We start from the raw sequence: 19,018 nt of genomic DNA, 5'->3' as shown, positions 1-19,018 counted from the left end.
GGGACGTCATGGCGGCCTCCCCCGTCAGACGATCGGGTCGTGGACGGTGACGAGCTTGGTGCCGTCGGGGAAGGTCGCCTCGACCTGGACGTCGTGGATCATCCCGGGCACGCCCGCCATGACGTCGTCCCGGGTGAGCAGCGTGCGGCCGGAGGACATGAGTTCGGCAACGGTGCGGCCGTCACGGGCACCCTCGAGGATGTGCGACGTGATGAGCGCGACGGCCTCGGGGTGGTTCAGCCTCAGCCCGCGCGCCCTGCGTTTCTCGGCCACGTCGGCCGCCACGTGGATCAGCAGCCTCTCCTGCTCGTGCGGGGTCAGTTGCACGTCCCACCTCACCGTCCTCGCCCGGACCGTGCGGGGTCCGGTTGCCGCAGCCCCGGGGCAAACTCCCTGGTGGCATGGACGGGCAGGCTAGTTGGACCGCGTTTCAGACGCGTTAAGGCAGCGATCACATCCCGTCGGCGTCAGGAACGCGGGTCCCGCATGCTCATCAGCGCCCGCAGCCCGTTCACGAGCGTCTCCTCGGGCATGCCGCCCAGCACCGCCTCCTGCGCGACGAGTCCCTGGGCCAGCGCGATCATCACGCGTGCCATGGCGTCGGCATCGGCCGAACGGGGGATCAGCCCGGCCGCCCTGTAGCTCGCCACGACCCGCTCCCAGGAGGCGCGCACGGCGTCATGACCGGCGTGCACCCGTGCGGCGGGTTCCGCGTCGCGCACGATCTCGGCCCACACCTGGAGGATCAGCCGGGGGTAGGCCCACGCCCCGCCGTCCAGCACGCCGGGTCTGATCTCCCGCAGACGGGTCAGGGCACGGGAGACCAGGACATCGGGCAGCGGCGGCGGGATGGCCACGGCGGCGTCCGCGCAGACCTGCCGCAGCACCTCGAGGACCTCGCCGACGACCGCTTCGATCAGTTCGTCCTTGCCGTCGAAGTAGCGGTAGACGGCCCCGGCGGAGAGGCCGATCTCCTTGAGCACGTCCTGCACGGACGTGGCGTGGAAGCCGCCTCGGGCGAAGCAGAGAGCGGCGCCGTCCAGGATCTGACGGCGGCGGGCGTCGAGGTGCGCCTGGGACACGCGGGCCATGATCCGCAACGTAGAACGAACATTCCTTCCGGCCAAGCGGCCACGCCGCACGCAAGCCCCCCTCCGGGCCCGGACCCGTCCGCCTCCTCCTGCGTCACCGGCTTGCCGCGCCGCCACCCGCAACTCCCCGGAGGACGGGACCGTATACGGCACGCCGGCCGCGGCCCGCTCGTACGGCTCACCGGCCGGGAACCGGTGAGCGGGGACATCGGACGCGACAGGGTCCTGGACGCACGGGCCGCCGTGGGGTAGGGCTTGGTGAACCGGATCGTCCCCGGCCGCGGTACGGCACGCACCACGGCCGGCGCTCCGGACACCCCGGGTGCACCCGTCCCGGGCCCGCCCGCCGTTCCCGGGGCGAGGTGAGGTTCCGGTGCCGGCCCCGGGCCGCCGCCGCTGCCCGCTCCGGCACGCGCCGGGGGTGAGCTGATCGGCCGTCACCCGGAGGTGTTCGATCCGCCGGGCCGGATCCGTCCGGCGCACCCCGGTGACACCTGCCGGGGACCGCGCGCCGCCCGGGCCCCGGCGGCGCGGGCGGCCGAGCCGCGGGACGCACCGGAGCCGACGCACCGCCGGGGCGGGACGGAGCCGCCCGCGCCGGCCCCGGCGCGGGCGCTGCGGGTGCCGGCCGGCGAGCGCCGCGCGGCACGCCGTCACGATGCCACCCGGCTCCGCGAGTTGACGTACCGCCGACGGGACGGGCGGACGGCCGGCCCGGCCACCTCACCCGACGGTGTCCGGTCGGGGACGGAAACGGACCGGACGGGTTACCGCTGTTCGGTGGAGGTTCACCTCCTTTTCCTGGCCCGTTCCGGTTGCGCAACGCGCCTGGCCCCAGGGCGGAATGAGGCATTCCGACGCAGGTCCGGGACTGGTCAGGGCCGTCGACGTCCACTCGAACACCCCACTGTCCACCCGAACGGGTGAGTGGTGAGTAACAACACAAATCCCCGGTTCCGTTGGGATTTTCCGACTTCGGTAGGTGAAGATCCCTGTCTGACGACAAGCCCCCGCCACAGCGGCGGGGCGGTCCGGGCGGACGCCGAGTCCTGCCGCCGCCCGGATGACCGGTCGACAGGAGTGGATCGGCAGGAGTGGAGGACCCAAGCAGTCCGGGTCGCCGGGACGGTCACGCCATGACCGGTCCGCGCAGCCCTCGGGGTGAAGCCGCGGCAACGCGGCCGGGCAACTTCGCCAGCCCGAATCCGACAGGTCATCCTTCACAGGCGGCTGACGAAGGGTTGCGCATGACTGCGCTCAATCGTGTCCCGTCGCTCATGGCCAGGGCCGGTACGGCCTCGGCCTTCGCCATCGCCGCCGTGGGCGGTTCGGTCGTGGTCCCCGGGGTCGCCCCGGACGCCGCGGCCGCGACGCCCGCGACCAAGGCACTCCAGATCGCGGCCTCCAAGAAGGGCTCCCCGTACCAGTGGGGCGCCACGGGGCCCCGGAGGTTCGACTGCTCCGGGCTGACGCTGTACTCGTTCAAGAAGGCGGGCAAGAAGCTGCCGCGTACGGCCGCCGCGCAGTACAACAAGACGCACCACATCTCCGCCAAGAGCCGCAAGGCCGGAGACCTGGTGTTCTTCCATTACGGCTCCAGCGTGTACCACGTGGGCATCTACGCCGGAAAGGGGAAGATCTGGCACGCCCCGAAGACCGGGGACGTCGTGAAGCTGCAGAAGATCTGGACGAAGAGCGTCTGGTACGGCCGGGTGAGCTGACCGGTCCGGGGCGGTGACGGCGTCCTGACCCGCCGTCACCGGCCCGGAAGCCCGGCAGCGGCTTTCCCCGCCTCCCCGGGCCCTTCCGGGCCTCCCGGGGCCTTCCCGGCCTTCCTCGGGCCTTCCTGGCCGCTTCGCGCGGCCCGGCGGGCGCCAGGAGGCCCTGGGGCCCTTGGAGGCCCGCCCGCCCGCTTCCGACGCGTCAGGGCTCCCGCCCGGGGCCCGGCGCGTCTCCCCGGGCCTCCTACGGCTCCTGCCGCCCCGCCCCCGGCAACGGACCCCCCGGGACCGCACGCGCCGCCGCCGGCCGCACCAAAGCCGTCCAGGGCAGCTCGACGAACACCGTCTTCCCGCCCTCCCCCGTCGGCCGGACCCGGAGTTTCCCGCCGCACTCGGCGGTCAGCCAGCGGATGATGACCATGCCGCGGCCGTTGTCCTGCTGGACGGCGGCCGGCAGCCGTCTCGGGAAACGCGGATGGCTGTCGGTGACGCCGACCCGCAGGTGTTCGTCACGCTCGAGCTCGGTCTCCACCGTGAACGTGGGCGACTGCCCGAAGGTGTGCTGCACGGCGTTGGTGGCGAGTTCGGAGACGATGAGGCGGACGGTGTCGGCGACGTCCGAGTCCGCGGGCATCCCCCACTCGGCGAGAGTGCTGAGCACGAACGCGCGGGCGGCGGCCACCGAGGCGGGTTCGCTCGGCAGAGTGACGGATGTTTCCAGGTGGTCTGCCATGGCGACGTCGTCCCTTTCCCACGGGACCGCGCTCCGGCATCCGGCAGAGAGCGGATGGTTCGAGTACGGTCCCGGACTGGTGCTTCATCGCCAGCCTGCCATTTCCGCGTCTCCAGCGGGTGGTGATCCGCCAAGATATGCATATATCTGTCGCTCGATGCGGTGAACTCTGCGACGGCAGAGCGTTTTCGGGCGGCTCGCAAGGAGTAAGGAGTAGCCCATGCAGCACGGCCCCGCGGTGCGCCGCCGGAAACTGGGCGCGGAACTGCGCGCGCTGCGCACGGGTGCGCGCCTGACGAGCGGTGAGGCGGCCCGTCTGGTGGGCTGGCACCAGTCGAAGGTGAGCCGTATCGAGACCGGCGCCAGTGGGGTGAAACCGGCCGATGTGCGGTTACTGCTGGACGCCTACGGGGTGGAGGATCCGCAGCTGCGCGAGTTGCTCCTGGTGCTGGCGGGATCGGAGCACATAGGTGAGAGGCACCGCTGGTGGCACGCGTACCGGGAGGTGCTGCCGCCCGCGTACCGGGATTTCATCAGTCTGGAGTCCCAGGCGAACCGGATGCGGACGCTGGAGACGTCGGTCGTGCCGGGGCTGCTGCAGACGCCGGAATACGCACGGGCGGTGACCCGCGCCGCCGTGGGCGGCGGGTCCGGCGAGCTCGGCGAACGGCTGGAGACGCTGGTCCGGGTACGGCTGGCCAGGCAGGACGTGCTCCGGTCGCAGCCGCCGCTGGAACTGAGCGCGGTGCTGGACGAGGCGGTGCTGCGCCGGGAGGTCGGCGGTCCGGGGGTGATGGAGCGTCAGCTGGAAAGGCTGCTCACCGCGGGACGGACACCTCAAGTAAGGCTCCAGGTACTGCCGTTCGGGGCCGGCGAGCATATCGGCATCACCGGTCCTTTCGTTATTTTCTCATTTCCGAGCATCTCTGATCTGGACGTGGTTGTTCTCGACCACTTGACGAGTAGCCTCTATCTCGAAGGGAAGGAAGACCTCCGGGCGTACTCAGAGGCCTTCAACACCCTTCAGATCCACGCCCTTTCCCCCGAGGACTCGTTGGATTACATCGCCGCGATCCATGACGGCGCGTAGGGAGGCACCATGACCGCACTGCCTCGGAACGTCCCCTCCGGCACCGCCCCGGCCGGCCTGCGATGGCTGCGCAGCAGCCACAGCACGGGAGCGAACAACTGCGTCGAGACAGCCGTCCCGGCTTCCGGCAACTGGGCCGGTCTGCTCGCCGTACGCGATTCCAAGGACCCGGCCGGACCCGCCCTGCTCTTCTCCCCCGAGAGCTGGACGGGTTTCCTCGCCGCGATCCGCTAGTGCCGCAGCAGGCAATGTCCGGCCCGCTCGGCACCCTGTCGGCATCCTCGCCGGGTCCCGCAGCACCCGTGGAACCGGCTCGTGGCCGGGTGCCGGCCGTGTCACTCCGACGGCCGGCCGTGTTCCGGCCGGGCATCGACGATCACCCGTACGGCGTGGTCGAGCTGTGCCTCGGAGAGGTCCGCGCGGGCGGTGAGCCTGAGCCGTGAGATGCCGTCCGGCACGGAAGGAGGCCGGAAGCAGCCCACACCCAGGCCCGCCGACCGGCATGCGGCCGCCCAGCGCACGGCCCCCTCCGGGGACGGCGCGCGCACGGAGACCACCGCGGCGTCGGGCCGTACCGCCTCCAGACCCGCAGCGGTCAGACGGGCGTGCAGACCGTCCGCCACGGCCCTGGCGCGTGCCGCGCGCCAGGGCTCACGGCCGAGCAGCCGGAGGGCGGCGAGGGCCGCGCCGGCCGCCGCCGGAGCGAGTCCGGTGTCGAAAATGAACGTTCGTGCGACGTTGACCAGATGGTCGATCACCCGGACCGGGCCGAGGACGGCGCCCCCCTGGCTGCCCAGCGACTTGGACAGGGTCACCGTGGCGACGACGTCGTCGGCGCCCGCGAGACCCGCCGCGTACGGCGCGCCCCGGCCGCCGTCGCCCAGGACTCCCAGACCGTGCGCGTCGTCGACGACCAGCCCGGCGCCGTACGCGCGGCAGGCCGCGGCGTAGCCGGTGAGCGGGGCGGCGTCCCCGTCGACGGAGAACACCGTGTCGGAGACGACGACCGCCTCACCGTCGTGCCCGGCCAGCGCCTTGCGCACCGCCTCCGTGTCGCCGTGGCCGACGATCAGGGTGGTGCCCCCGGCCAGCCGGCAGCCGTCGATCAGCGAGGCGTGGTTGCCCGCGTCGGAGACGATGAGCGAGCCGTGCGGGGCGAGCGCGGTGACGGCGGCGAGGTTGGCGGCGTACCCGGAGGAGAAGACGAGGGCCGCCTCGAAGCCGCAGAACGCGGCCAGTTCGCGCTCCAGTCCGGCGTGCAGCTCGGTCGTCCCGGTGACCAGCCGTGACCCGGTGGAACCGCCGCCCCAGGTACGGGCCGCCGCTGCGGCCCCCTCGGCGACCTCCGGATGCCGCGTCAGGCCCAGGTAGTCGTTGCCCGCGAGGTCGAGCAGGGGCGGGGCGGCGGGGCGGGGCCGCAGGGTCCGTACCAGCCCGGCGCGGCGACGCAGCAGCGCCTGCTCGTCGATCCAGCCGAACGCCATGGGTCCTCCGGGGATTTTGTAGGTAGCGCACAGACAGTAGCCGGACGGCCTGCCGCCCAGGATGTGGCAATACCCACACGTCGAACCGACACTGTTGTGTGAACTCTCCTTGGCCCGGGGCCCCCGCGTAGGCCAGGATCGGACCTCATGGACCTGCTGAACACGCTGGTGGACAAGGGGCTTCGGCGCGAGCCGCCGACCCGCGGGGAAGCACTCGCCGTCCTCGCCACTTCCGACGACGACCTGCTCGATGTGGTGACCGCGGCGGGCAAGGTGCGTCGTCACTGGTTCGGCCGACGGGTGAAACTGAACTATCTCGTCAACCTCAAGTCCGGCCTGTGTCCGGAGGACTGCTCCTACTGCTCACAGCGGCTGGGCTCCACGGCCGGCATCCTCAAGTACACGTGGCTGAAGCCCGAGGAGGCATCCGGGGCCGCCGCGGCGGGGCTCGCCGGGGGCGCCAAACGGGTGTGTCTCGTGGCCAGCGGGCGCGGTCCGACCGACCGGGACGTGGACCGGGTCTCCGAGACCATCAGGACGATCAAGGACCAGAACGAGGGCGTCGAGGTCTGCGCGTGTCTCGGCCTGCTGTCGGACGGTCAGGCCGAGCGGCTGCGGGAGGCCGGGGCCGACGCCTACAACCACAACCTCAACACCTCCGAGGCGACGTACGGCGGCATCACGACGACGCACACCTACGCCGACCGGGTGGACACCGTGCGCAAGGCGCACTCCGCGGGCCTCTCCGCCTGCTCGGGGCTGATCGCGGGGATGGGCGAGAGCGACGAGGACCTGGTCGACGTGGTCTTCTCGCTGCGTGAGCTGGACCCGGACTCGGTGCCGGTGAACTTCCTGATCCCGTTCGAGGGCACCCCGCTGGCGCAGGAGTGGAACCTCACCCCGCAGCGCTGTCTGCGGATCCTGGCGATGGTGCGGTTCGTGTGCCCGGACGCCGAGGTGCGCATCGCGGGCGGCCGCGAGGTCCATCTGCGCAGCTTGCAGCCGCTGGCGCTGCATCTGGCGAACTCGGTCTTCCTGGGCGACTACCTCACGAGCGAGGGCCAGGCGGGCCGGGCCGACCTGGAGATGATCGCCGACGCGGGGTTCGAGGTCGAGGGCGCCGACCAGGTGACTCTCCCTCCGCACCGGGCGGCGGGTGCGGGCGGTGGCTGCGGGCCGGGGCAGGACACCGCGAGCGGGTCGCACCCGGGCGGCGCGTGCGGATCGCATGAGGACGGCGGTACCGGCTGCGGGCCGCAGGAGGGCGGCGGCGGGGTGTGCGGGTCGCACGCGGGCGGCGGGGTGTGCGGTACGGCCGCCGCGGCCGGCGCTCCCGCTCCGGGGCGGACGGCCGACGGGCCGCGCCCGGACCTGGTCGCGGTACGCCGCCGCGGCGCCGGAACGGATCTCGCTCCCAATGCCTGAACCGGGCGTTCCCGAGCTGCTCGAGCTGGACCGGCGGCACGTGTGGCATCCGTACGGCCCGATGCCCGGCCGTACGGAACCGCTGGTCGTCGAGTCGGCGAGCGGTGTGCGGCTGAGACTCGCGGACGGCTCCGGCGAGCTGGTGGACGGCATGTCGTCGTGGTGGTCGGCGATCCACGGCTACAACCACCCGGTGCTCAACGACGCCGTCCGCGAGCAGCTGGGGCGGATGAGTCATGTGATGTTCGGCGGGCTCACCCATGAGCCCGCGGTCCGGCTGGCGAAGCTCCTTGTCGACATGTCACCCGAGGGTCTGGAGCATGTGTTCCTGGCCGACTCGGGTTCGGTGTCGGTGGAGGTCGCGGTCAAGATGTGCCTGCAGTACTGGCGTTCGCTCGGCCGGCCGGACAGGCGGCGGCTGCTGACCTGGCGCGGCGGCTACCACGGCGACACCTGGCATCCGATGTCGGTGTGCGATCCCGAGGGCGGGATGCACGAGCTGTGGAGCGGGGCGCTGCCGCGCCAGGTGTTCGCGGACGCCCCGCCCGCCGAGTACCAGGAGCCGTACGCCGACCACCTCCGTGAGCTGATCGCGCGGCACGCGGGCGAGCTGGCCGCGGTGATCGTGGAGCCGGTGGTGCAGGGCGCGGGCGGGATGCGCTTCCACGCGCCGGAGTATCTGCGGGTGCTGCGGGAGGCGTGCGACGCGCACGACGTGCTGCTGGTGTTCGACGAGATCGCCACCGGGTTCGGCCGGACGGGTGCGCTGTTCGCGGCGGACCACGCGGCGGTGGCACCGGACGTGATGTGCGTCGGCAAGGCACTGACCGGCGGCTATCTGAGCATGGCGGCGACGCTGTGCACGGCGCGGGTGGCCGACGGGATCTCCCGCGGCGAGGTGCCGGTGCTGGCGCACGGGCCGACGTTCATGGGCAATCCGCTGGCGGCGGCCGTGGCATGCGCCTCCCTGGAGCTGCTGCTCGGTCAGGACTGGCGGGCGGAGACCGGGCGCATCGAGGCGGGACTGCGGGCGGGGCTGGCCGGTGCCGCGGCACTCGACGGGGTGAAGGACGTGCGGGTGCTCGGTGCGATCGGGGTGGTCCAGCTGGACCATGACGTCGACATGGCGGCGGCGACGCGGGCCGCGGTGCGCGAGGGCGTGTGGCTGCGGCCGTTCCGCGACCTGGTCTACACGATGCCGCCGTACGTCACGGGGGACGCCGATGTGGCACGGATCGCCCGCGCGGTGTGCGCGGCGGCACGGGAGGGATGACATGCCGGTCCTGGTGATCACGGGCACGGGCACGGAGATCGGCAAGACGGTCACCACGGCCGCGGTCGCCGCCGCGGCCCTGGCGGCGGGCCGATCGGTGGCCGTGCTGAAAGCGGCGCAGACGGGGGTACGGCCCGGGGAGCGCGGCGACGCCGAGGAGGTCGCGCGGCTCGCGGGCGCCGTGACGACGGCCGAACTGGCCCGGTACCCGGAGCCGTTGGCGCCCGGTACGGCGGCGCACCGGGCGGGGCTCGCCCCGGTGCGGCCCTACCGGGTGGCGGAGGCGGCACAGAAGCTGGCGGCGGAGCACGACCTGGTGCTGGTGGAGGGCGCGGGCGGCCTGCTGGTGCGGTTCGACCGGGCGGGCGGCACGCTGGCCGACGCGGCGCGGCTGCTGGGCGCCCCGGTGCTGGTGGTGGCCCCGGCCGGGCTCGGCACCCTCAACACGACGGAGCTGACGGCGCGTGAACTGCGGTCGCGGGAGATCGAGCTGCTGGGTGTGGTGATCGGCAGCTGGCCGGCCGATCCCGGCCTGGCGGACCGCTGCAACGTCCTGGACCTCCCGGAGGTGGCGAACGCCCCCCTCCTCGGCGCCCTCCCCGCGGCCGTCGGCGCCCTGGCCCCGGCGGTCTTCCGGAGCACGGCGCCCACCTGGCTCGCCCCGCGTCTGCACGGCTCGTGGGACGCGGAGGCGTTCCGCGCGCGGGAGGCTCCTCCGGCCTTCGGGTGACGACCGCCAGGACGGGCGGCCGGGGCCCTCCGGCGCTTCCTCACCCCTGTCCCCTCCGGCGCTTCCTCGCCCCTGCGCCCGCTTGCGACAATGGCGGCAGCCGTCGGCGCGAGGAGGTCCGTCATGCCGTCGCGAGGGTCGCGGGACGCCGTACGTCACCCTGTCTTCGCCCGTTGCTACGCCCGGTTCAGTGCGGCCGCCGAGCCGGGGTTCGGGCCGTACCGGAGGAAGCTGCTGGCGGGGCTGTCCGGGCGGGTCGTCGAGATCGGGGCGGGCAACGGCCTGAACTTCGCGCACTTCCCGGGCACCGTGTCCGGGGTCGTGGCGATCGAGCCGGAGCGCACGCTGCGGCAGCTGGCGGTGACCGCCGCCGCGCGGGCCGGGGTCCCGGTGGATGTGGTGCCGGGGGCCGCGGAGGCGCTGCCGGTCAGGAGCGGGGCGTTCGACGCGGCGGTGCTGTCGCTGGTGCTGTGCAGTGTCCGGGACGTGGAGCGGACGCTCCGGGAGGTCCGGAGGGTGCTGCGGCCGGGTGGTGAGGTGCGGTTCCTGGAGCACGGGCTCGGCGGCGGGCCGGTGATGCGGCGGACCCAGCGGACGCTGGACCGGGCGGGCTGGCCGCTGCTGTTCGGGGGCTGCCATGTGAGCCGGGAGCCGGTGGCCGCGTTCCGGGCGGCCGGTCTCGAGCTGGGCCCGTACCGGCGGCTGCTCCTCCCGGAGCGGGGTCCCGTCCTGCCCACGTCGTACTTCGTGCAGGGCACGGCATGGCGGCCCGCCGGCTGAGCCGGCGGCGGCGCTTCACGGCCCCCAGAGCCGCAGCCGTCCCGCGATGTCGTGCACCGAGGCGTCACCGCTCTTCACCAGCCTCGCCAGGTCGCGCACCTGCTCGGGCGAGGCCGCGACCTTGACACCGCTGGCCACCAGATACGCGTGGGCCACGGCGCAGGCGAACAGGGCGTTGGACCGCTCGAGGGCGGGGACGTGGATGAGCAGCTGCAGCAGAGAGGCGGCGCGGGTGTACGGGGTGTCGTAGACGGGGACGTCGAATATCTCGGCGCGGTGGCGGGCGACGGCGGCGACGAGCGCGCCCCAGTCGGTGACCTGCGGGTCGCCGGGGGTGCGCTGTTCGGCGAGCATCAGGAGCCAGGCGAGGTCGATGCTGAGGTCGTTCAAGGGATCAGTGGCGGCCTTCGGGCAGGGACCGGCTGCCGGGGGCGGGGTCCGTGCCGAACTCCTCGGCGAACACGGCCTCGTAGCGTTTCATGAAGTCGGCGGCCGCCTCCACGAAGGTGTGGCCGGCCTCGCCGGTGTCCTGCCGGACGAGTTCCTCTATGTAACGGTTGACGCTCATGCCGCGGGCCAGCGCTCGCTCGCGGGCCGCGCGGGCGGTGTGCTCGTCCACGCGCACGTTCAGCTGGGTCTTCGCCATGTCTCGACGCTAGCGCCGGGGCGCTAGCAACGGCAAGACCCGGCCGCGTTCCCGGCACCGCCGCGGACCCCGTTCTGTGCCCGGCCCCGGGCCGCCTCCGCCTCCGCCTCCGCCTCCGCCTCCGCCTCCGCCTCCGGGACGGAGCATGCCCCTTACACCGGCTCCCGGGGCTGGGCCTGCGGGTGGAGCCGGTCTCGGCCCCCTGGGGGATACCGGCCGTGGTCCCGGTCACACTAGGCTCGGCCGGGACAAAAGAGTCATGACGCCAGGAGTGCCGTGGCTCCCGGGAACGTGCTAGGAGGCCGTCTTGTCCACACCTGTTGCGGGGCTCGTGCCGGGCCGTTCCGTGCCCGGCGGGACGGCGGCCCGCGCCCGGAGTCTGACCAAGGCGTACGGCACGGGCGAGACGACGGTGCTCGCGCTGGACTCGGTGGACGTGGACATCGCACGCGGCCGGTTCACCGCCGTGATGGGGCCGTCGGGTTCGGGCAAATCCACGCTGATGCACTGCCTGGCGGGGCTCGACACGGTGTCGGCCGGTCAGGTGTGGCTCGGCGACACCGAGATCACCGGGCTGAAGGACCGTGAGCTGACCCGGCTGCGCCGGGACCGGATCGGTTTCGTCTTCCAGTCGTTCAATCTGATCCCGACACTCAACGCACTCGAGAACATCACCCTTCCGATGGACATCGCGGGCCAGAGACCCGACGAGAAGTGGCTCGACCAGGTCATCGACACCCTCGGGCTGCGGGACCGGCTGAGGCACCGCCCCTCACAGCTGTCCGGCGGTCAGCAGCAGCGCGTCGCCTGTGCCCGCGCGCTGGCCTCCCGGCCCGAGCTGATCTTCGCCGACGAGCCGACCGGGAACCTCGACTCCCGGGCCGGGCTCGAGGTGCTGAGCTTCCTGCGCGAGTCGGTCGACAGCCTCGGGCAGACCGTCGTCATGGTGACCCACGATCCCGGCGCGGCGGCCCATTCCGATCTGGTGCTGTTCCTCGCGGACGGGCGGATCGTGGACGAGATGGAGCGTCCCACGGCGGACGCCGTCCTGGAACGCCTGAAGCGGTTCGACGTGATCCGCGACCGGTCCGAGGGCGCCGGTACGGCGAGGACCGGCCAGGACGGCGGGAGCGCCCCGCAGACCGCGCCGGGGGGCGGCGGCACTCCGCAGACCGCGCCGGAGGACGCCGGAGCCGCCGACGTCTCCGATCAGGCCACGGCCCCGGAAGGGGAGTGACCCGGTGCTCAGAGCGACGCTGCGCAGCTTCCTCGCGCACAAGGGGCGGCTGCTGCTGTCCGCGCTGGCCGTCGTGCTGTCCGTGGCGTTCGTCGCGGGCAGCCTGATCTTCTCCGACACGGTCACCCGCACCTTCGACCGGCTCTTCGCGTCCACCGCGGCCGACGTGACCGTCGAGCCCCGGCAGGACCTCAAGTCGTCCGTGCCGACCGGCGCGACCCCCACGGTGCCCGCGGCCCTCGCCGCGACCGTGCGCAAGGTCGACGGGGTCGCCGCGGCCCACATCGACGCGGCCACCCAGCAGATCGCGGTCGTCGACAGCAGACACCGGCCGGTCGGCCCCACCACCGGCGCGCCCACCATCGTCACCAACTGGTACGTCACCGACCGCAGCCCGGTGAAGCTGACCTCCGGGCACGCGCCGCACGGCCCCGCCGAGGCGCTCCTGGACGCGGACACCGCCGGCCGCAGGCATCTGAAGATCGGTGACACCCTGTCGGTGCAGGCCCAGCCCGGCACCTTCGACGTGAAGATCGTCGGCATCGCCACCTTCACCACCACCAATCCCGGTGCCGCCCTGGTCTTCCTCGACACCCCGACCGCGCAGACCAGGCTGCTCGGTTCGGCCACCAGGGCGACCGGCATCTCGGTGGACGGCGCGAAGGGCGTGGCCGACGCCGTGCTCAAGCACCGCATCACCGAGGTGATCGGCACGGGCGGCTACGACGTCAAGACCGCCGGGGAACAGGCCAAGTCCTCCGCCGCGCAGCTCGGCGGGTTCCTGGACGTCATCAAGTACGTGATGCTCGGTTTCGCCGGGATCGCGGTCCTGGTCGGCGTCTTCCTGATCGTCAACACGTTCTCCATGCTGATCGCGCAGCGCACCCGCGAACTGGGGCTGCTGCGCGCCCTGGGCGCCGACCGCCGGCAGGTGCGCCGCTCGGTGCTCACCGAGGCGGTCCTGCTCGGCCTGGTCGGCTCGACGGCGGGCCTGGCGGCCGGGATCGGGCTCGCGGCCGGACTGATCCGCCTGATCAGCGCGTTCGGCATGAATCTGAAGACCACGGAGATGGTGATCGGCTGGCCGACGCCCGTCGCGGCCTATGTCGTCGGGGTCGGGGTCACCTTCGTCGCGGCCTATCTCCCGGCGCGCCGGGCGGCGGGCGTGTCGCCGATGGCGGCCCTGGCGGACGCCGACGTCGCCGGGGTGGGGCGGCCGCTGAAGGTGCGCGCCGTCGCCGGCGGGATCGTGGGCGCGCTCGGCGCGGCCGCGCTCGCCGGGTGCGCCGCCTCCTCGAAGACCGCTTCGGCCGCCTCCCTGCTGGGTCTCGGCGTGGTCCTGACCCTGATCGCGACCGTCGTCGCGGGCCCGCTGCTGGTACGCCCGGTGATCCGGGTGCTGGGCGGCGCGTTCCCTGCCCTGTTCGGCTCCGTCGGCCGGATGAGCCAGCGCAACGCGCTGCGCAATCCGCGCCGTACGGGCGCCACCGCGTCGGCGCTGATGGTGGGACTCGCCCTGGTGGGCGGTATGTCGGTGGCCAGTGCCTCCATGACGCGGTCGTTCGACGAACAGATCGACAAGACGCTGGGAGCCGACTTCATCGTGCAGAACGGCAACTTCCTGCCGTTCTCCCCGGAGGTCACCGACAAGGTGCGCGCCACGCCGGGCGTCGGGCTCGTCGTACGGCAGCGGTTCGCGCCGCTCGCCCTGCGGCTGCCGGACGGCAAGCGGATCGAGACCACGGCCTCCGGGTACGACGACGGAGTGGACGACGTCGCGCACGTGAAGTACGCGGCGGGCGACACGGCGGCCGCGCTGGCACCCGGGAATCTCGCCATGGACGTGGGCTTCGCGCGGAAGCACGGCGTGCGGATCGGCAGCGTCCTGCCCGTCGAGTTCCAGGGGAACCGCACCACGAGGCTGAAGGTCGGCGCGCTCACCGACCAGGGCAGCTCCGACGGCTTCGGCATGCAGGGCGGGCTGTACTTCGGCATCGCCACCGCCGAGAGGTACGTCCCCGGCGGGCAGGACTCCGCCCTGTACGTCAACCGCTCCCCCGGCACCGGAGCCGACCGGCTGCGCAGCGGCCTGAAACACACACTGGAGGCGTATCCGCAGGTCCAGGTCCGCGACCAGGCCGACTACAAGAAGCTGGTCCACGACCAGATCGCGGTGCTGCTGTATCTCGTGTACGCGCTGCTCGGTCTGGCGATCGTCATCGCGGTGCTCGGTGTCGTCAACACCCTGGCGCTGTCGGTGGTGGAGCGGACCCGGGAGATCGGGCTGCTGCGCGCCATCGGGCTCGCCCGGCGGCAGCTGCGCCGGATGATCCGGCTGGAGTCGGTGGTGATCGCGGTGTTCGGCGCGGTGCTGGGCCTCGGGCTCGGGCTGGTGTGGGGCGTCTGCATACAGCAGGTGCTGGCGCTGCAGGGCATGAAGGCCCTCGCGGTCCCGTGGGGCACCGTCGTCGCGGTCGTGATCGGGTCGGCTGTGGTCGGCGTGGTCGCGGCCCTGCTGCCCGCGCTGCGGGCGTCCCGGATGAACGTGCTGGCGGCGATCGCGCACGAGTGACACCGGCCCGCGAGCCGGTGGTGCCGTCCCTTCCGGAGGCTCACGAAACCGGCACATCGCGGCATGGTGATCACGGCATGGTCCCGGTGGGGCCGGGTCGACCCGGTGCACGCGGCCGAGGCTTTCGACAGCGCCGTCGTCCGGAAGGACCGGCACGCGCGCGTGCTCCCCGACGGCGCGGCCTCGCCCACCCGGCGCATCCCGCCCGGCGCATCCCGCTCAGCGGTCACGTCACCGGGCGCGCCCACGCGGCAGAGCGGGGCCGCCGGGGAGTCCCGTCCGGCGAAATCCGCTCGCCGGACGGCTCGTCGTCCTGGTTGCCTCGTCCCATGGACGAAACGTGTATCCGCCCCGCCCTCCCCTCCGACATCGACACCGTGCTGGCGTTCTGGCGGGAGGCCGCCGAGGGCACGAGCATCAGCGACGACCGGGACGGTGTCGAGCGGCTGATCTCCCGTGATCCCGGGGCGCTGCTGCTGGCCGAGTCGGGCGGCGCGCTCGTCGGCACCGTGATCGCCGGGTTCGACGGCTGGCGCTGCCACCTCTACCGGCTCGCGGTGCACCCCGGGCACCGGCGCCGGGGTGCCGGTACGGCGCTGCTCGCCGCCGCCGAGGAACGGTTCGGGCGGCTGGGCGGACGGCGCGGGGACGCCATGGTGCTCGTCCGGAACGAGACCGCCCACCATGCCTGGCGTGCGGCCGGGTATGCGCCCGAGGAGCAGTGGCGGCGCTGGGTGAAGCCCCTGTCCGGATGAGGCCGGACGGGGCCGGATGCGGCGGGACGAGGCCGACGCCGGTTGTCCACAGCCTCCGACGGGACGCTTTGCCGATCCTTTACCCTTGGGGGATCGTCCGGCTTCCGGCCGATGTCCTGCCGGTCTCCTGCCGTGTCCTGCCGATCTCCTGCCGAAAGGTGTGAACGTCCGCCCATGGGCGAGCCTCCCGCTACCCCCCTCATCCGACACCGCGCACTCCTGCCCGCCCTGCCCGACCATGGGACGGAGGTGAACCCATGACCGAGGTGCTCCTGCTCTTCGTCGCGGTCCTGCTGTCCCTGGCCTGCGGCGCGTTCGTCGCCGCCGAGTTCTCGCTGACCACGGTCGAGCGCGCCGACCTCGAACGGGCCGCGGAGCGCGGCGAGCACGGCGCGTCCGGCGCACTGAAGGCCGTACGGAACCTGACGTTCCAGCTGTCCGGGGCCCAGCTCGGCATCACCGTCACCAACCTGGTCGTCGGCATGCTCGCCGAACCGTCGATCGCCGCGCTGCTCACCGGGCCGCTGGAGTCGCTCGGCATATCGGGATCGGCGGCGGGCACGGTCGGCCTGGTCGTGGGCACCGCGCTGTCCACGGTGTTCCTGATGGTCGTCGGCGAACTGGTGCCCAAGAACTGGGCCATCTCCTCCCCGCTGGCGGTGGCCAAGAAGGTGGGCAACGCGCAGCGCTGGTTCAGCGCGGCCTTCCGGCCCTTCATCAGCCACCTCAACAACACCGCCAACCGCGTCGTACGGCGTTTCGGTGTGGAGCCCGCCGAGGAGCTGGCGTCCGCGCGCGGGCCGCAGGAACTGGCCGCGCTGGCCCGGCACTCCGCCAAGGCGGGCGCCCTGGAGGCGGACACCGCCGAGCTGTTCGTACGGACGCTGAACCTGGCCGACCTGACCGCGGAGAACGTGATGACACCGCGCGTCCAGGTCGTCGCCCTCGACGCGCAGGCCACCTGTGAGGACGTGGCGAACGCGACCCGGGCCACCGGTCTGTCGCGGTTCCCGGTGTACCGGGGCAGCCTGGACTCCGTCGTGGGCACCGCGCACATCAAGGACGTCCTGGCGGTACCGGCGGCGCGGCGCGCGCGGGTGTCCGTGGCCGAGCTGATGCGCGAGCCGCTGCTGGTGCCGGAGTCGCTCACCGTGGACCGGCTGCTCGACCGGCTCTCCGGCAAGCGCACGATGGCCGTCGTCATCGACGAGTACGGCGGCACCGCCGGGGTCGCCACCCTGGAGGACATCGTCGAGGAGGTCGTCGGCGAGGTGCGCGACGAGCACGACCCGCACGAGACGCCCGACCTGGTGCTCACCGGGGCCGACGCAGAGGGCCGCGACCTCTGGTCCGCCGACGGCGCCGCCCGCACCGACCAGCTCGCCCGTGTCGGACTGAGGGTGCCGCACGGGCCGTACGAGACGCTCGCCGGACTCGTCGCCACCGGCCTCGGCCGCATACCCGTGGCCGGGGACAGTGTCGAGGTCGCCGGGTGGCGTCTCGACGTCGTGGACGCGGCGGGACACCGGGCCGCCCGCGTCCTGATGCACGCGCCGCTCACCGCGGCCACCGCGCCGGAGGAGGAGCGATGACCACCGTCCAGTTGCTGATCGGTCTCGTGTCACTGGTCGTCAACGCGTTCTTCGTGGGCGCGGAGTTCTCCCTGATCTCCGTACGGCGCGCGCAGGTCGAGCAGTACGCCGAAGAGGCGCCGGACGGCGGCAGGCGGGCGCGCAGCGTGCTGTGGGGCCTGGAACACGTGTCGGCGCTGCTGGCGGCCGCCCAGCTGGGCATCACCCTGTGCACGCTGGTCCTCGGCGTGGTCGCGGAACCGGCGATCGCGCATCTGCTGGAGCCGGTGTTCCACGCGGTGGGTGTCTCGACGGGGGCCGGGCACGCCGTCTCCTTCGTGATCGCGCTGACCCTGGCGACGTATCTGCACATGCTGCTCGGCGAGATGGTGCCGAAGAATCTCGCGCTGGCCGAGCCGGTGCGCAGCGCGCTGCTGCTCGGACCGCCGCTGGTCGCCCTCGCCCGTGCCCTGCGCCCGGTGATCTTCACGGTGAACGCCTTCGCGAACACCCTGCTCAGGCTGTTGCGCGTGGAGATCAAGGACGAGGTCACGGCGACGTTCTCGGACGACGAACTGGCACGTCTGGTGAAGGACTCCGGGGAAGCGGGCCTGATCGACGAGCGGGCCCGGGAGCGGCTGCACGACGCCCTGGAGCTCGGCCGACGGCCGGTGCGCGAGGTGATGCTGCCGCTGGAGCGGGTCTCGCGCGTGGACATCGGCATCACCCCGGAACGGCTGGAGGCGATATCGGCCGAGACCGGCTTCTCCCGCTTCCCCGTGGTCGACACCGAGCGGCGCATCATCGGGTACCTGCACGTCAAGGACGCGCTGGACCGGGTGCCGCGAAACACGCCGTTCCCGATGCGCGACATGCGGCCCATCGCACGGGTGCTCGAGTCCGCCCCGCTCGACGACGTCCTCACCGCGATGCGGGGCTCCCGTACACACCTGGCGGCGGTCCAGAACGCGGACGGCCGGCTGGCGGGTCTGGTGACCATGGCGGACGTACTGCGGGAGCTCTTCGGGCAGCCGGTCTGAGCCCCTGCGGCCGGGCGGGGAGACCGACCGACCGGCGGGTACGGGAAGGGGGATAGCATCGCTGACGCCATGCAGACGAATCCCACGTACTCCAGCCTCGTCGCGGTCGGCGACTCCTTCACCGAGGGCATGTCGGACCTGTTGCCGGACGGTTCCTACCGCGGCTGGGCGGACATCCTCGCGGCCCGGATGGCCGCCCACACTCCCGGTTTCCGCTACGCCAACCTCGCCGTGCGCGGCAAGCTGATCCGGCAGATCGTCGACGAGCAGGTCGAGGTCGCGGCGGCCATGAAGCCCGACGTGATCACCCTGGTCGGCGGTCTGAACGACACACTGCGGCCCAAGTGCGACATGGGCCGGGTGACGGAACTGCTGACGGAGGCGGTGGAACGGCTGGCGCCGGCCTGCGGGCAGCTGGTGCTGATGCGCAGTCCCGGCCGCCAGGGGCCCGTGCTGGAACGGTTCCGGCCGCGCATGGAGGAGCTGTTCGCCTGCGTCGACGAGCTCGCCGGGCGGCACGGCGCGGTCGTGGTCGATCTGTACGGCGCACCGTCGCTGGCGGACCCGCGGATGTGGGACGTGGACCGGCTGCACCTCACGGCGGACGGGCACCGACGGGTCGCGGAGGCGGTGTGGCAGCGCCTCGGGTACGCGCCGGAGGATGCCGACTGGCATCTGCCCATGCCGGCGACGGCACCTCCCGGGTGGGTCGCGCGCCGGGTCGCCGACGTGAGCTTCACCCGGCAGCATCTGCTGCCGTGGATAGCGCGGCGGCTGACCGGGCGGTCGTCGGGAGACGGACGCCCGGCGAAGCGGGCGGAACTGCTGCCGTACGAGGTGCCTCCGGCGTAGGGGGAGTGGGCAGTGCTA

At 72.8% G+C, this 19,018-nt stretch carries 19 protein-coding genes, 1 pseudogene and 1 riboswitch; of the genes and pseudogenes, 14 read left to right on the top strand and 6 right to left on the bottom strand.

Going from position 1 to position 19,018, the window contains the following annotated elements; genetic code table 11:
• Positions 1-24 precede the first annotated feature (24 nt).
• Positions 25-327 (bottom strand): urease subunit gamma, encoded by a 303-nt coding sequence (locus tag ABZ862_RS15555; protein WP_360957652.1) that lies wholly within the window; start codon positions 325-327, stop codon positions 25-27.
• Positions 328-467: 140 nt separating this feature from the next.
• On the bottom strand, positions 468-1,091 hold the full coding sequence (locus tag ABZ862_RS15550) for a TetR/AcrR family transcriptional regulator (protein ID WP_360957649.1): 624 nt from the start codon (positions 1,089-1,091) through the stop codon (positions 468-470).
• 396 nt (positions 1,092-1,487) lie between these two features.
• Between ABZ862_RS15550 and ABZ862_RS15545 the strand changes: the two are divergent.
• Together ABZ862_RS15545 and ABZ862_RS15540 are read left to right on the top strand one after the other, a co-directional pair.
• Positions 1,488-1,773: pseudogene (locus ABZ862_RS15545) on the top strand (hypothetical protein).
• 348 nt (positions 1,774-2,121) lie between these two features.
• Positions 2,122-2,335, top strand: a riboswitch (cyclic di-AMP (ydaO/yuaA leader).
• A gap of 3 nt (positions 2,336-2,338) precedes the next feature.
• On the top strand, positions 2,339-2,812 hold the full coding sequence (locus ABZ862_RS15540; RefSeq protein WP_360957647.1) for a C40 family peptidase: 474 nt from the start codon (positions 2,339-2,341) through the stop codon (positions 2,810-2,812).
• A gap of 244 nt (positions 2,813-3,056) precedes the next feature.
• Here ABZ862_RS15540 and ABZ862_RS15535 read toward each other — a convergent pair whose 3' ends face one another.
• On the bottom strand, positions 3,057-3,545 hold the full coding sequence (locus tag ABZ862_RS15535) for an ATP-binding protein (RefSeq protein ID WP_360957644.1): 489 nt from the start codon (positions 3,543-3,545) through the stop codon (positions 3,057-3,059).
• Positions 3,546-3,765: 220 nt separating this feature from the next.
• On the opposite strand from ABZ862_RS15535, the gene ABZ862_RS15530 reads away from it, so the two are divergent.
• The gene (locus ABZ862_RS15530; RefSeq protein ID WP_360957642.1) at positions 3,766-4,635 is read left to right on the top strand and encodes a helix-turn-helix transcriptional regulator; all 870 of its coding nucleotides are present in this window, start codon (positions 3,766-3,768) and stop codon (positions 4,633-4,635) included.
• Between the two features lie 9 nt (positions 4,636-4,644).
• Positions 4,645-4,869, top strand: coding sequence for a DUF397 domain-containing protein (locus ABZ862_RS15525; protein WP_360957639.1), 225 nt, complete (start codon positions 4,645-4,647; stop codon positions 4,867-4,869).
• A 101-nt stretch (positions 4,870-4,970) separates the two neighbouring features.
• On the opposite strand, the gene ABZ862_RS15520 is transcribed toward ABZ862_RS15525, so the two are convergent.
• Complete coding sequence (locus ABZ862_RS15520; RefSeq protein ID WP_360957637.1) at positions 4,971-6,119, bottom strand: 8-amino-7-oxononanoate synthase; 1,149 nt, start codon at positions 6,117-6,119, stop codon at positions 4,971-4,973.
• Positions 6,120-6,266: 147 nt separating this feature from the next.
• Between ABZ862_RS15520 and bioB the strand changes: the two genes are divergently transcribed.
• From bioB to ABZ862_RS15500, 4 genes are all read left to right on the top strand, one after another.
• On the top strand, positions 6,267-7,544 hold the full coding sequence (bioB, locus tag ABZ862_RS15515) for a biotin synthase BioB (RefSeq protein WP_360957634.1): 1,278 nt from the start codon (positions 6,267-6,269) through the stop codon (positions 7,542-7,544).
• Complete coding sequence (locus ABZ862_RS15510) at positions 7,537-8,817, top strand: adenosylmethionine--8-amino-7-oxononanoate transaminase (RefSeq protein WP_360957631.1); 1,281 nt, start codon at positions 7,537-7,539, stop codon at positions 8,815-8,817. Before bioB ends, ABZ862_RS15510 begins: the two co-directional genes overlap by 8 nt.
• A 1-nt stretch (position 8,818) precedes the next feature.
• Positions 8,819-9,547 carry a dethiobiotin synthase gene (gene bioD, locus ABZ862_RS15505; RefSeq protein WP_360957629.1) on the top strand — a complete coding sequence of 243 codons (729 nt, stop codon included), beginning with the start codon at positions 8,819-8,821 and terminating at the stop codon, positions 9,545-9,547.
• 123 nt (positions 9,548-9,670) lie between these two features.
• Positions 9,671-10,327: a class I SAM-dependent methyltransferase gene (locus ABZ862_RS15500; protein WP_360957626.1), complete on the top strand. Its 657-nt coding sequence runs from the start codon at positions 9,671-9,673 to the stop codon at positions 10,325-10,327.
• Between the two features lie 15 nt (positions 10,328-10,342).
• On the opposite strand, the gene ABZ862_RS15495 is transcribed toward ABZ862_RS15500, so the two are convergent.
• The gene (locus ABZ862_RS15495) at positions 10,343-10,717 is read right to left on the bottom strand and encodes a fic family toxin-antitoxin system, toxin component (protein ID WP_360957623.1); all 375 of its coding nucleotides are present in this window, start codon (positions 10,715-10,717) and stop codon (positions 10,343-10,345) included.
• 4 nt (positions 10,718-10,721) lie between these two features.
• The gene (locus tag ABZ862_RS15490) at positions 10,722-10,973 is read right to left on the bottom strand and encodes a toxin-antitoxin system HicB family antitoxin (protein ID WP_360957620.1); all 252 of its coding nucleotides are present in this window, start codon (positions 10,971-10,973) and stop codon (positions 10,722-10,724) included.
• Between the two features lie 307 nt (positions 10,974-11,280).
• Here ABZ862_RS15490 and ABZ862_RS15485 point away from each other — a divergent pair, with 307 nt between their 5' ends.
• The 6 genes from ABZ862_RS15485 to ABZ862_RS15460 all read left to right on the top strand — a co-directional run bounded on the left by ABZ862_RS15485 (position 11,281) and on the right by ABZ862_RS15460 (position 19,000).
• Positions 11,281-12,210 carry an ABC transporter ATP-binding protein gene (locus ABZ862_RS15485; protein WP_360957617.1) on the top strand — a complete coding sequence of 310 codons (930 nt, stop codon included), beginning with the start codon at positions 11,281-11,283 and terminating at the stop codon, positions 12,208-12,210.
• 4 nt (positions 12,211-12,214) lie between these two features.
• Positions 12,215-14,782 carry an ABC transporter permease gene (locus ABZ862_RS15480; RefSeq protein ID WP_360957614.1) on the top strand — a complete coding sequence of 856 codons (2,568 nt, stop codon included), beginning with the start codon at positions 12,215-12,217 and terminating at the stop codon, positions 14,780-14,782.
• A gap of 329 nt (positions 14,783-15,111) precedes the next feature.
• A complete protein-coding gene (locus ABZ862_RS15475; RefSeq protein ID WP_360957611.1) occupies positions 15,112-15,537 on the top strand; it encodes a GNAT family N-acetyltransferase in 426 nt (141 codons plus the stop codon).
• 257 nt (positions 15,538-15,794) lie between these two features.
• Positions 15,795-17,129 (top strand): hemolysin family protein, encoded by a 1,335-nt coding sequence (locus ABZ862_RS15470; RefSeq protein ID WP_360957608.1) that lies wholly within the window; start codon positions 15,795-15,797, stop codon positions 17,127-17,129.
• Positions 17,126-18,148 carry a hemolysin family protein gene (locus tag ABZ862_RS15465; protein ID WP_360957607.1) on the top strand — a complete coding sequence of 341 codons (1,023 nt, stop codon included), beginning with the start codon at positions 17,126-17,128 and terminating at the stop codon, positions 18,146-18,148. Before ABZ862_RS15470 ends, ABZ862_RS15465 begins: the two co-directional genes overlap by 4 nt.
• A gap of 69 nt (positions 18,149-18,217) precedes the next feature.
• Entirely contained in the window at positions 18,218-19,000 is a 783-nt protein-coding gene (locus ABZ862_RS15460) for an SGNH/GDSL hydrolase family protein (RefSeq protein ID WP_360957606.1), read from the top strand.
• Positions 19,001-19,018 lie beyond the last annotated feature (18 nt).

This window comes from Streptomyces sp. NPDC047000 (assembly GCF_040644295.1).
Lineage (GTDB): Bacteria > Actinomycetota > Actinomycetes > Streptomycetales > Streptomycetaceae > Streptomyces.
This window is presented reverse-complemented; position numbering and strand designations above follow the sequence as displayed.

Coding starts and splice junctions, on each gene's coding strand:
- ABZ862_RS15465 (WP_360957607.1), top strand. CDS start 17,126: ATGACCACCGTCCAGTTGCTGATCGGTCTCGTGTCACTGGTCGTCAAC.
- ABZ862_RS15520 (WP_360957637.1), bottom strand. CDS start 6,119: ATGGCGTTCGGCTGGATCGACGAGCAGGCGCTGCTGCGTCGCCGCGCC.
- ABZ862_RS15500 (WP_360957626.1), top strand. CDS start 9,671: ATGCCGTCGCGAGGGTCGCGGGACGCCGTACGTCACCCTGTCTTCGCC.
- ABZ862_RS15510 (WP_360957631.1), top strand. CDS start 7,537: ATGCCTGAACCGGGCGTTCCCGAGCTGCTCGAGCTGGACCGGCGGCAC.
- ABZ862_RS15475 (WP_360957611.1), top strand. CDS start 15,112: ATGGACGAAACGTGTATCCGCCCCGCCCTCCCCTCCGACATCGACACC.
- ABZ862_RS15490 (WP_360957620.1), bottom strand. CDS start 10,973: ATGGCGAAGACCCAGCTGAACGTGCGCGTGGACGAGCACACCGCCCGC.
- ABZ862_RS15550 (WP_360957649.1), bottom strand. CDS start 1,091: ATGGCCCGCGTGTCCCAGGCGCACCTCGACGCCCGCCGCCGTCAGATC.
- ABZ862_RS15525 (WP_360957639.1), top strand. CDS start 4,645: ATGACCGCACTGCCTCGGAACGTCCCCTCCGGCACCGCCCCGGCCGGC.
- ABZ862_RS15530 (WP_360957642.1), top strand. CDS start 3,766: ATGCAGCACGGCCCCGCGGTGCGCCGCCGGAAACTGGGCGCGGAACTG.
- ABZ862_RS15540 (WP_360957647.1), top strand. CDS start 2,339: ATGACTGCGCTCAATCGTGTCCCGTCGCTCATGGCCAGGGCCGGTACG.
- bioB (WP_360957634.1), top strand. CDS start 6,267: ATGGACCTGCTGAACACGCTGGTGGACAAGGGGCTTCGGCGCGAGCCG.
- ABZ862_RS15535 (WP_360957644.1), bottom strand. CDS start 3,545: ATGGCAGACCACCTGGAAACATCCGTCACTCTGCCGAGCGAACCCGCC.
- ABZ862_RS15460 (WP_360957606.1), top strand. CDS start 18,218: ATGCAGACGAATCCCACGTACTCCAGCCTCGTCGCGGTCGGCGACTCC.
- ABZ862_RS15470 (WP_360957608.1), top strand. CDS start 15,795: ATGACCGAGGTGCTCCTGCTCTTCGTCGCGGTCCTGCTGTCCCTGGCC.
- bioD (WP_360957629.1), top strand. CDS start 8,819: ATGCCGGTCCTGGTGATCACGGGCACGGGCACGGAGATCGGCAAGACG.